General features: G+C 39.2%; 9 protein-coding genes. 2 read left to right on the forward strand and 7 right to left on the reverse strand.

The annotated features are described in order from the left end of the window. Nucleotides 1-5: 5 nt before the first annotated feature. From AC1M89_RS00670 to lipA, 4 genes are all read right to left on the reverse strand, one after another. Nucleotides 6-389 (reverse strand): carboxymuconolactone decarboxylase family protein, encoded by a 384-nt coding sequence (locus AC1M89_RS00670; protein WP_179998434.1) that lies wholly within the window; start codon nucleotides 387-389, stop codon nucleotides 6-8. A gap of 50 nt (nucleotides 390-439) precedes the next feature. Further along, nucleotides 440-1,621 carry a thiolase family protein gene (locus AC1M89_RS00675; protein WP_481588487.1) on the reverse strand — a complete coding sequence of 394 codons (1,182 nt, stop codon included), beginning with the start codon at nucleotides 1,619-1,621 and terminating at the stop codon, nucleotides 440-442. Between the two features lie 258 nt (nucleotides 1,622-1,879). Then, the gene (locus AC1M89_RS00680; protein ID WP_481613705.1) at nucleotides 1,880-4,354 is read right to left on the reverse strand and encodes an acyl-CoA dehydrogenase; all 2,475 of its coding nucleotides are present in this window, start codon (nucleotides 4,352-4,354) and stop codon (nucleotides 1,880-1,882) included. A gap of 282 nt (nucleotides 4,355-4,636) precedes the next feature. Continuing rightward, nucleotides 4,637-5,650 carry a lipoyl synthase gene (gene lipA / locus AC1M89_RS00685; RefSeq protein WP_481613706.1) on the reverse strand — a complete coding sequence of 338 codons (1,014 nt, stop codon included), beginning with the start codon at nucleotides 5,648-5,650 and terminating at the stop codon, nucleotides 4,637-4,639. Nucleotides 5,651-5,860: 210 nt separating this feature from the next. Between lipA and sthA the strand changes: the two genes are divergently transcribed. Next, entirely contained in the window at nucleotides 5,861-7,276 is a 1,416-nt protein-coding gene (gene sthA / locus AC1M89_RS00690) for a Si-specific NAD(P)(+) transhydrogenase (RefSeq protein ID WP_035265673.1), read from the forward strand. A gap of 71 nt (nucleotides 7,277-7,347) precedes the next feature. Here sthA and chrA read toward each other — a convergent pair whose 3' ends face one another. Further along, nucleotides 7,348-8,553, reverse strand: a complete 1,206-nt coding sequence (chrA, locus tag AC1M89_RS00695; protein WP_481595589.1) for a chromate efflux transporter — start codon at nucleotides 8,551-8,553, stop codon at nucleotides 7,348-7,350. A 124-nt stretch (nucleotides 8,554-8,677) separates the two neighbouring features. Next, entirely contained in the window at nucleotides 8,678-9,541 is an 864-nt protein-coding gene (locus AC1M89_RS00700) for a pirin family protein (protein WP_481595588.1), read from the reverse strand. A gap of 99 nt (nucleotides 9,542-9,640) precedes the next feature. On the opposite strand from AC1M89_RS00700, the gene AC1M89_RS00705 reads away from it, so the two are divergent. After that, nucleotides 9,641-10,567 carry a LysR substrate-binding domain-containing protein gene (locus AC1M89_RS00705; RefSeq protein WP_481613707.1) on the forward strand — a complete coding sequence of 309 codons (927 nt, stop codon included), beginning with the start codon at nucleotides 9,641-9,643 and terminating at the stop codon, nucleotides 10,565-10,567. Between the two features lie 128 nt (nucleotides 10,568-10,695). On the opposite strand, the gene AC1M89_RS00710 is transcribed toward AC1M89_RS00705, so the two are convergent. Continuing rightward, nucleotides 10,696-11,910 carry an MFS transporter gene (locus AC1M89_RS00710; protein WP_035265749.1) on the reverse strand — a complete coding sequence of 405 codons (1,215 nt, stop codon included), beginning with the start codon at nucleotides 11,908-11,910 and terminating at the stop codon, nucleotides 10,696-10,698. Nucleotides 11,911-11,951 lie beyond the last annotated feature (41 nt).

Consider the following 11,951-nt stretch of genomic DNA (forward strand, 5'->3'; position numbering starts at 1 on the left):
TGAGATTAGCTTTGTTGATATTCATTAATGACTTCTAACGCGGCTCTAAATGCTTCTTGTGTAGCTGGAGCACCACAGTACGGCAAGCTGTGCAAAAGAACCTCTTGGATTTCCTCAACAGTTGCGCCGTTATTTAAAGCACCACGTACATGACCTTTAAGTTCTGTTGGGCTTTTTTGGGCTGTTAAAAATGCAATCGTGATTAACGAACGATACTTGCGTGGTAAAACGCCTTCACGTTGCCAAGTTGAACCCCATGCATGCTCATTAATCCAATCTTGAAGTGGTTGAGTAAATGGAACTGTATTGTCTTGTGCACGTTTGACAAAAGTTTCTCCCATCACTTCTGTACGAACTTTTAAACCATTTTCATAATCTTGTTTTGACATTTTTTTCCTCATAAAAAAAGCGCATCTTGAGATGCGCTATAGCATAAATATTAAGCTGGGATTTCAATCGCAATCGCAGTTGCTTCTCCACCACCAATGCAAAGTGCGGCAACACCTTTTGTTTTACCTAAGCGTTTTAATGCATGGATGAGAGTCAAAATAATTCGTGAACCTGATGACCCCAATGGATGTCCGAGTGCACAAGCTCCACCGTGGATATTCACTTTTTCAGGATCTAAATGAAAAGCATCGATCGCTGCCATGGTCACCATCGCAAACGCTTCATTAATTTCCCACAAATCCACGTCTTCAACAGTCCAGCCCGCTTTGTTTAATACTTTTTCTATTGCACCAACAGGTGCGATGGTAAATTCTGATGGGTGTTGAGAGTGCGTTGCGTAAGCTTTAATCGTTGCTAAAGTTGAAAGTCCCTTTGCTGTTGCGAGTTCAGCAGAAGTCACTAAAAATGCTGATGCACCATCACTAATTGAACTGGCATTGGCTGCAGTAATTGTACCGTCTTTAGCAAATGCTGGGCGTAGCGTAGGAATTTTATCAATTTTTGCTGTAAATGGATTTTCATCTTGGGCAACGATGACATCGCCTTTACGTGAACTTACTGTAACAGGGGTGATTTCATCTTTGAAATAATTATTTTGAATCGCATTCTGAGCACGAGTTAAGGAGCGAATCGCGAAATCGTCTTGTTGTTCACGTGTGTAGTTTTTCTTATCTGCCATTTCTTGAGCAAGAATACCCATTGAATAGCCAGTTTCAGCATCTTCCAAACCTTCTTGGAACATGTGATCAATCACTTTGCCATGTCCCATACGGTAACCTGCGCGTGCTTTGTCCATGAGATAAGGTGCATTCGACATGGATTCCATTCCGCCAGCGACAATAATATTTGCCGAGCCAGCTTTAATGGCATCTGCAGCTTGCATTACGGCTTTCATGCCAGACCCACAGATTTTATTGATCGTTGTTGCACCTACATGATCTGGTACACCTGCAATTCGCATCGCTTGACGAGCAGGACCTTGTTTTAATCCCGCAGGTAAAACACAGCCCATAATCACTTCATCTAGTTGGTCTGCAGCAAGCTTAGATTGGTCAAGTACGGCTTTAATGACTTCAGCACCAAGTTGCGGGGCTGTTAAGCTTGAAAGTCCTCCCTGAAAGCTACCCATAGCGGTACGGCTACCTGCAACTAATACGATTTCTTGACTCATAGCGTTGATCCTTGTCCTGTAGTTTATATGATTCAAATGCGTGTCAATTTCATATGTTCAAAATTTAATGACAGCTATTTTATTAGTTGTAATCACATTATCATAAAAAATGAATAAAGATTCATTATTTTGTTTTCATTTAATTTCGCTTATTTTGATGTTGTTTTCTATAACACCATAGTGGAATGAAATATAAAAAGTGGAATGAAAAATAAAAAACGACCCTTTAGGATCGTTTTTTCAGAAGCAATTGAGTGACTAGTATTGTGTAGATTTTGACAACACCTGAGCGTGAGGGTTCTCAAGTTCTAAACTCTGGTTAAGTTCAGTATCGAAAACATCGGTCAACATACTGTCAAAACGTTTAGCGTTATACGTAAGTAACTGATCTGCTTCAGCCTGAGTGATGAACTTGTCATTAAGAGAAGACTCAATGTGCTCTTCAAAAGTCAGACCTGTAAATTGGCCTTTGGATTCAGCCTTTTTAAACTTATTCCATAATTCCTCAATTTGAAGCAACATTTGGAATGTAGACTCCATGCGCCCATTGACATCATCGGGATCAGTACTATAGAAGACATGTTTTTTTAATTCATTGCGGAAAGCATTTTCCTGAAGAATTAGTTCACCTAATTTAAGTTTCAAGGCATCCGATGGTTGAGCAATAGGACGACCAAAAGGGAAACAAATGAGTTTGACTAAGCTTGCGGCGATTTTTACAGGGAAGTTATCAAAAAGACCATAGAAAGCTTCTTGAGATGCATATAATGCTTTCTCAAGTGCGAGTTTAGCATGCAGTTGTTCAGCTTCAGTACGTTGACCATTTTCATAAAATTTAAGAATTGCAGTCGCAATAAATAAGTGTGAATGCATATCTGCTAATCGTCCAGACAGCATTTCTTTGCGTTTGATATCACCTGCAAGGAGGCCTAAGCACATATCTGCGACTAAGGCAAAATTAGCACTCAAACGATTAATGGTTTTGTAGTAAGGGCGACTGAAATCATCAGCCTTTACTGAGCCTTCTATTGATCCGCCTATAAAACCATAAGCAAATGATTTAGCGGTTCGATTAAATGTATAACCCAAATGCTTATAAAGAATGTCATTAAAATCTTTTAATGCTGCATCTTTATTTTCGGCTTGTAAAAGTTGTAATTCTTCAAATAAATAGGGATGACAACGCATCGAACCTTGACCAAAAATCATCAGTGAACGACTCAGAATATTGGCACCCTCAACAGTAATCGAAACAGGGATCGCTTGGTACATGAGCGCCAAGAAGTTACGAGGACCCATTTGAATAGCACGCCCGCCCACAATGTCCATACTATGATTAACAATCTTACGCATGGTCTCAGTTGCGTAGTATTTTGCCATTGCAGTCATGACTGCAGGTTTACCCCCTTGGTTTAGGCCACAAGTGACGAGGTAACGGAATGCTTCAAGCATATAGGTATCGCTAGCGATATCACTTGAAACCTCTTGAACACCTTCGAATTTACCGACTGAAATTTTGAATTGTTGACGGACACGAGCAAAGGCGCCGACATTTAAATAACACATTTCACCTGCAGCTGTTGATAGTGCTGGAAGAGAAATACCGCGGCCAACTGCCAGACATTCCATCAGCATACGCCAGCCTTTACCTGCATTTTCTACACCACCAATAATCCAATCCAGCGGAATGAAGACATCTTTACCATCCACGGTACCATTCATAAATGGTGAACCTGGATTATGGCGTGCTCCTACAATCACACCTTCATGATCAGCTGGTAATAGGGCACATGTGATTCCGTATTCAGTTTTGTTTTTATCACCTAGTAAACCTTCAGGGTCATATAATTTGAAAGCTAAACCGACCACCGTAGCAACAGGGGCAAGTGTAATCCAACGTTTGGAAAAATTCATTTTTAGGCCAAGAACTTCTTGTCCTTCAAATTGACCATAACAAACCACACCTGTATCAGGAATTGCACCTGCATCTGAACCTGCTTCAGGGCTTGTTAAACCAAAACATGGAATTTCTTCACCTTTTGCTAAACCTGGTAAATAACGATTCTTCTGATCTTCAGTACCGTAGTGTAAGAGTAATTCTCCTGGACCCAAAGAGTTCGGCACCATACAACTGACAGCAGTGGTAAGTGAGCGTGAGGCAATCTTACTCATGATACGGCTTTGCGCAAATGAGCTGAATTGTTTACCACCGTATTCTTTTGGGATAATTAAACCCAGAAAACCTTTGGATTTAATAAATGACCAGACTTCTTCAGGGAGGTCTTTACGATGATGGTGAATATCCCATTCATCCAGCATCTGGCAGAGCTGTTCGACTTCATGATCGATAAATGATTGTTCTTCTTCAGACAGTGTGGGGTACGGATACTGATCAAATTTCTTCCAGTCTGGTGCCCCCATAAATAATTCTTTTTCCCACCAACTGGTTCCTGCATCCAATGCTTCACGCTCAGTACTACTCATTGTTGGCATAGCATTGGCTAGAGCTTTATAGGCAGGTTGTGTAATAAATTTCATCCTTAACGCATCAATACTGACAATCAATGAAATTAGGATAAAAGGAATACCGAGTATCAGCGACCAAGGGCTGATCAACGCGACTAAAATAGATACGACTGTGAGTGTGATAGCCCCAGAAGTTCTTGAGAATTCGAAATAAAAAATAGCCCAGAGTGTTATAAATAAAATAATTAAACTGAGTATAAAAAACATTATGAACTGCTCCATTTATGATTTGGTCATGGAGCCAATACCCACAGTAAATTTAATCAAAGCACAAACATCAGATCTACAGCGATATTGGATCATGAAATGTGAAACGAAAGTGTTGAGTTCTAAAACGGACGCATATTAATACTTATATTGGATAAGATTGTTTGAAAAATATTCAAAATTCAAGCTGAAGAGAGATAAAAAATGTGTCAATAAGTAATTGAGAATTATAAAAACCACAAACAAAAAAGCCCTCATACGAGGGCTTTAAAGTAAGAAGAATTATGCTTCGATTGTTTGAACAGTAATTTTCTTTGCAGGATCAGCTTTACGACGAACTGCTGGTACTGGTTCGCCATAGTATTGACGATCAGCAAAATAACTTGAACGTACCATTGGTGCAGCCCAAATATTTTTAAAGCCTAATTTTTGCCCATGTGCTGTATAGCGTTCGAACTCTTCAGGTGTGACGAAGCGATCAATTGGTGCATGTTCTTTTGATGGTTGTAAATATTGACCAATCGTTACGTAGTCAACATCGTGTGCTTTAAGGTCTTCAAGAAGTGCGAGAACTTCTTCTTCAGTTTCGCCAATACCTACCATCAAGCCACATTTAGTTGGAATATCTGGGCAGTATTCTTTAAACATTTTAAGAAGGTTTAAGGAATGTTGATAGTCTGAACCTGGACGCATTGCTTTGTATAAACGTGGTACGGTTTCAATGTTGTGGTTAAACACATCTGGAGGACATTCCGTCATGATGCGTAATGCAACATCCATACGACCACGGAAATCAGGTACTAAAATTTCCAATAATGTATTAGGACTTAAAGCACGCGCTTCTTTAATACAATCAACAAAGTGTTGCGCTCCACCATCGAGTAGATCATCACGGTCTACAGATGTTATGACAGCGTATTTCAAACCTAAGTTTGCAATTGTCTCAGCCATGTGGCGTGGTTCATCTGGGTCTAATGCATTCGGACGACCATGTGCCACATCACAAAATGGGCAACGACGTGTACAAATGTCACCCATAATCATGAAAGTTGCTGTACCACCACCAAAACATTCAGGAAGATTTGGACATGCAGCTTCTTCACACACTGTATGTAATTTTTGTTCACGTAAAGTTGATTTAATGCGTTGAACCTCTTCTGGTGCAGCCATTTTGACGCGAATCCAGTCTGGTTTACGAGGTGCTTCAACCGTAGGAATCACTTTTACAGGAATACGTGCAACTTTCTCAGCGCCACGAAGTTTTTCACCCTGTACTGGTTTACGGTTTTCTGACATATTCAACGATTCCACTAATGTGTGACGGGAGGAAATATTAAAAATAGGTCTCTTATTATAGCGAATTTATGCATAAATTGGGCAAAAACGATATTCATAAAATAAATGTGGCTATCAAGCAATATATGGTATTGAAATACAGCAAATGTATGCATTTTCAGTCATAATATAAGTTAGATAAATGAAGAGATAATTGTATAGGAGCATTGAATGCCGCGTAAGAAAGAGGTCGTGAGTGGAACCTTTGTCAAATATGATGCAGTCGTTTTAGGTTCAGGCCCTGCTGGTGAAGGTGCGGCAATGAAACTTGCCAAATCAGGCAAGCGCGTTGCAGTAGTTGATATGCGTGAACAACTTGGTGGTAACTGTACGCATGTAGGAACCATTCCAAGTAAAGCTTTACGTCAAACGGTTTCTAGCATTATCCGTTATCAACGTGATCCAATGTTCCAAAAAGTGGGTGATTGGAAACAATTCACCATGAAGCAAGTGCTTCGTAATGCGCATAAAGTGATCCAACAGCAAGTGGATACACACTCGCGTTTTTATGACCGTAACCGCATTGATATTTTCCACGGTCGTGCTTATATCCAAGATCAAAATACGGTGGTGATTTTCACGCCTGAAGGTGTGAAAGAAACGATTATTTTTAAACAGTTGGTGATTGCGACAGGTAGTCGTCCATATCGTCCTTCAATTTTAGATTTTAATCACCCACGTGTGTTTGATTCTGACAAAATCTTAGACCTAGATTTTTCAATTCAAAAAATCATTATTTATGGCGCTGGTGTCATTGGCTGTGAATATGCATCTATCTTTATTGGCTTAGATCACAAAGTTGATTTGATTAATACTCAGCATAAATTATTGAGCTATTTAGATGACGAAATTGCAGATGCATTGTCATATCACTTACGTGAACAAGGTGTATTGATTCGCCACAATGAGCAGATTGATCACTTAGAAACATTTGATGATCATGTGGTGTTGCATCTTGAAAGTGGCAAGAAAATTAAAGCTGATGCAATTCTATGGTGTAATGGTCGATCTGGTAATACAGATGGTCTTGGCTTGGAAAATGTCGGTATCAAACCAAACAGCCGTGGACAACTATCAGTGAACGAGCAGTATCAAACTGAGGTTGAAAATATTTATGCTGCGGGTGACGTAATTGGTTGGCCGTCTCTAGCTTCAGCTGCATATGACCAAGGTCGCTGTGCTGGCGCGATTATGAGTGGTGAACAAGGTATCCAACCCGTGGTTGATATCCCTACTGGTATTTATACCATTCCAGAGATTTCATCAATTGGTAAAACTGAGCAGGAATTAACTGAAGAAAAAATTCCTTATGAAGTTGGTCAGGCGTCTTTCCGTCACCTTGCTCGTGCACAAATCACGGGAGATACAGTGGGTGAGTTAAAGATTTTGTTCCATCGCGAAACCTTAGAAATTTTAGGTGTGCATTGCTTCGGTAATAATGCTTCTGAAATTATTCATATTGGTCAAGCCGTGATGAATAGTCCGAACAACACGATCAAGTATTTTGTTGAGACAACGTTTAACTACCCAACGATGGCTGAAGCTTATCGCGTAGCAACGTTAAACGGGATGAATCGCTTGTTCTAAGGCAACGTGATGACAAAAAACTCGCAAGTTCAGGCTTGCGAGTTTTTTATTTTTGCATTTAAGTTTGATCTTTAAATCACAAAATACAATAAAGCTCCATAGCTAACAAAGCTCGCTAATAAAGAGATGATGACAGGGATTTTTGATCTCAGTAAAAGAATGACAATGCCGATAAAAATAAAATCATAAATTGAGTGTAGATGTTTTTCAGCCATTTGAGCAATTAAACAGAGTAATAATCCGATGACCGCTGCATTAATAGCAGCGACGGCTGCTGCAATCTTTTTGTTTTTGACCCATTTTGACCAATAAGGGAGCGTGCCGAAAATAAGCAGAAATGAGGGCAGGAAAATTATACTGGTTGCAATCGCAGCGTTCAGTAAAGGCGATGCGCTAAATCCTAAATATGTGCCAACGTATCCTGCAAAGCTAAATAAAGGGCCTGGAATAAGTTGAGCAAATGCATAGCCTAAGTCAAATTGTTCCGCAGTGATGTGTTGAGTAAGCACAAAATCTTCATACATGAGTGGCAGGATGATATGACCGCCCCCAAAAACCATTGAAGCAGTGTGATAAAAGCTTTCTATATTTCTAAGCAAGCTTGATGAATAGATAAATTGCAGCGCAGGAAAAAAAATAAATAAAGCGACAAACAGGATGAGCCAGAGATAATGATATTTTGAAGATGTCTGAGTGGTTTTTAAGCGAGGTGATGGCTGAGATTTTCCTTTTTTTGTAAAAGCTAAGCCAATGAATCCAGACACTAAAATTAAGAAAATTTGACTATAGCTCCACTGTGTAAAATAAATAAAAAAAGCAGAACTCAGCATCAGGACATACTGCCAAATTTCAGTACAGAAGCTTTTGAACATTTGTAAAAAAGCCCAAATGACGACGGCTATTACAATCAAATGGATGACGTGAAAGAGTTCAAGAGGTACATCGGAAAAAAAATATTGACCAAAAATAGCAAATGAAGTCATTAGAATGAAGGCAGGTAATGTAAATCCTAACCAAGCAATAAAGCCCCCCCAATATCCTTTGGATAAATATCCTATCGATAGCCCCACTTGACTACTGGTCGGACCTGGCAACAATTGCGCTAATGCGACCAATTGTCCATATTCATGAGAGCTTAACCATTTGAGTTGATCAACAAAAGTGCGATGAAATAACACTAAATGCGCTGCAGGACCGCCAAATGAAATACATCCTAATTTAAGAAAAATAAAAAATAGTGCTGATAAGCTAACTTTAGGAAAATTATCTGATTTCATTTAGTAATCGTACGATGTTTTTGAACTAAGTCTAATAGGCGATTATGACAAGTATTTGAAATTAATGAAGGAGTGATGAGGGGTAAGCCTTATCTTGAAAATGATAAGGCTTGTGGATGTTAAATTAAGCAAAATTTCCATTTCTGAAATCATCAAATGCTTGCACGATTTCTTCCTGAGTATTCATGACGAAAGGACCGTGGGCAACAATGGGTTCATTCAATGGTTCACCACTTAAGCAAAGAATTTTCGCCGTACGATGAGCAAATATTTCGACTTGTGTTGATTTTGGGTCAAGATAAAGCGTTTGCATGGCTGTATAGATCTGACCATCAATCTCAACTTCTCCATCAAGGATGAAAATCAGATGATTCCAGTTTGGCATAAGATTTAATGGAAGGCGTGCTCCATGATTAAGTCTAATGTCATAAACATTCATGTTGCTAAATGTTTGAGCTGGTCCTTGATAAACAGTTGAGCCGATTTGATATTGACCAGCAATAACACGAATCTTGGTTTGCTCATCGTGAGATAAAACTTCAGGAATATTTTGCTCAGTCAATTCCTGATATCTCGGCTCAGTCATCTTGGCATGCTCTGGTAGATTTACCCAAAGTTGAACCATATCCAAAACTCCGCCAGTTTTTGCAAAAGCTTCCGAATGGTGTTCTTCATGCAGAATACCTTTACCTGCGGTCATCCATTGCACTTCGTTTGGACCAATTTTTCCATGATTGCCTTTTGAGTCACGATGCTCTAATTCGCCGTTATAGACAATCGTCACCGTTTCAAAGCCACGGTGGGGGTGTAAACCAACACCGCGTTGGTGGTGACTTGGAGAAAATCGATATTGACCTGTATAACCCATTACCAAGAATGGGCTGGTATGATTTCCTATTTCATGCATGGGTAACATAGAGTTTGTTGGAAAACCATCACCCACCCATGTGCTTCGATCGCTGGTATAGACTTTCTGAACTTGTGTCATTTGTATTCCTCTATATATCGTTCTAATCATGATATTGAGGTATATTGATGAGATTACAGGGCGATTCTCTCAACAGATAATTCCAAAAATGAAACAATTATGCAAAATTTAAATGATTACTACTATTTTGTGCAAGTCGTGAAATATCAAGGTTTTACTAAGGCAAGTGAAGCTTTAGGTATTACAAAATCTAAGTTGTCTCGTCATATTTCAGATTTGGAAAACCGTTTACACGTAAGATTATTGCAACGAAATACACGAAAGTTTGCCGTAACCGCAGTTGGTCAAGAATTTTTTGAATATTGTATTAAGATTTTGGATCAAGTGGAGGCGGCAGAAAATTTTGTAGAGCAAAGTTTGTCGAGCGAGCCTTCAGGTTTAATTCGAATCTCGTGTCCAATTGGTTTGGTCGAGTTTCCATTGGGGAATATGATTGCTAAATTCATGCAACATTACCCACGTGTTCAAGTTCATCTGGTCGCAACAAATCGTAAAATTGATCTCATAGAAGAGGGGATTGATCTGGCTGTTAGGGTGAGAAATTTACCACTTGAAGATAGCGACTTGATTGTAAGAGAGCTTGATGCTTGGCAACATGTTTTAGTGGCAACGCCTAAATTAATTCAACAGATTCATGAGCCTATCCATTTGGATAACCTTGCACAACTTCCGAGTATAGGTTTTCATGTCCCGAAATCGATTTGGAGATTTCAATCTAAAGTTGACACAGTTAGTCAATTTCAAGAAATAGAATTCTTTCCAAGACTCAAAACTGATAATTTTGCTGCCATGAAATCTGCAGTATTGAACAGTGTTGGAATAGCATCATTACCTAGAGTGTTTGTTTATGAAGAGCTTAATCAAGGCACTCTTGTAGAATTAGTCCCTGAATGGGAGTTGCCACGTGGCGTTATTCATGTTGCCTATACATCACGACAAGGCATGATGCCTGCCGTGAGGTGTCTATTAGATTATTTAATTGAGGAGTTTAAAAAACTGAGCTGTCAAAACTATGAAATTATATAAATTAATGTGCGCAAAAAGCTTGGTTAAAATATGTAAATAAATCAGGAGTGTTCATCCACAAAGTAATCGATAGACTAAGCAGAAGGATGACTCCGATGAATATGCTGATGTTGAGCAGATTGAAGCGATTAGTCATTGACGACATTCTCCTCATTAACAAATAAATGAATCAATACACCGAAGATACTGAGCGCAATACACATCATCCAAATAATATTGTAATTGCCTGTCATATCATGATTTAAGCCACCCAACCATCCTCCAAAAAATGAACCGACTTGGTGAGTAAAAAATACAATTCCACTTAGCATGGTGAGATACTTAACCCCAAACATATTGGCAACAATACCATTGGTAAGAGGAACGGTTGATAACCATAACAACCCCATAATGATGGCAAAACTATAAATCGTAAAGATCGAGAGTGGCAATGCGAGGAATAAAATGATGGCGATGCCACGTAGTCCATATAACCACATGAGCAATTTAGGTTTGGAATATTTATCACCCAGCCAACCAGCAGTGTAAGTTCCAACAATATTAAATAGCCCAACCAAGGCTAAAAACATAGTACCAGTGGTGGTGCTAAAACCATGGTCAGTTAAATAACCCGGCAAATGAATGCCCAAAAATACGACCTGAAATCCACAAACTAAAAATCCTAATGCCAACCAGATAAAAGGTTTGTGGTTTTTGGCAACTATGAGTATTTGTTTAAAACTTAAAGAAGGTTTAGCAATCGTATCAACTGTTTGAGGCGCTTGATACATTGGAGCTTTTAGCATCCAAGCCAAGGGTACAATTAATGCAATTAAAATCGCTGTGATGAGTAGCGCCGATGACCAACCAAAATTTTGTAAGAGTAAAAGTGTGGTTGGCAACATAATAAATTGACCAAAAGAGCCTGCTGCGCTGGCAATGCCCATAGCCATACTACGTCGACTTGGATGCGCTGCACGTCCGACAGCAGAGAGCAAAACAGAAAATGAAGTAGCTGATAAAGCCAGACCAATGATTAAACCTAGACTAAGATTGATGAGAAGCCCTGTTGAGCTAAATGCCATCATCACAAGTCCAATCGCATATAAAGCGCCGCCTACGGCAACGACTTTTTTACTCCCATATTTATCTGCTAGCGCTCCCGTAAAGGGTTGAACAGCACCCCATAATAAATTTTGAAAGGCAATTGCTAAACTAAAAACTTGATGATTCCAATTAAATTCATGACTCATTGGAACTAAATACAAGCCAAACCCATGTCTGACACCTAAGGAGAGTGCCAAAATAAAAGCACTCCCAATGAGCATAAAGATGAGGGGTTTTGAAAATTTGGTTTCTGACATGGTCAATCCGCTTAGCATTTTTTGTAATTTTAAAAGATCAG

The organism is Acinetobacter sp. ANC_7635 (genome assembly GCF_056779945.1).

Coding starts and splice junctions, on each gene's coding strand:
- AC1M89_RS00670 (WP_179998434.1), bottom strand. CDS start 389: ATGTCAAAACAAGATTATGAAAATGGTTTAAAAGTTCGTACAGAAGTG.
- lipA (WP_481613706.1), bottom strand. CDS start 5,650: ATGTCAGAAAACCGTAAACCAGTACAGGGTGAAAAACTTCGTGGCGCT.
- AC1M89_RS00710 (WP_035265749.1), bottom strand. CDS start 11,910: ATGTCAGAAACCAAATTTTCAAAACCCCTCATCTTTATGCTCATTGGG.
- sthA (WP_035265673.1), top strand. CDS start 5,861: ATGCCGCGTAAGAAAGAGGTCGTGAGTGGAACCTTTGTCAAATATGAT.
- AC1M89_RS00680 (WP_481613705.1), bottom strand. CDS start 4,354: ATGTTTTTTATACTCAGTTTAATTATTTTATTTATAACACTCTGGGCT.
- chrA (WP_481595589.1), bottom strand. CDS start 8,553: ATGAAATCAGATAATTTTCCTAAAGTTAGCTTATCAGCACTATTTTTT.
- AC1M89_RS00705 (WP_481613707.1), top strand. CDS start 9,641: ATGCAAAATTTAAATGATTACTACTATTTTGTGCAAGTCGTGAAATAT.
- AC1M89_RS00700 (WP_481595588.1), bottom strand. CDS start 9,541: ATGACACAAGTTCAGAAAGTCTATACCAGCGATCGAAGCACATGGGTG.
- AC1M89_RS00675 (WP_481588487.1), bottom strand. CDS start 1,621: ATGAGTCAAGAAATCGTATTAGTTGCAGGTAGCCGTACCGCTATGGGT.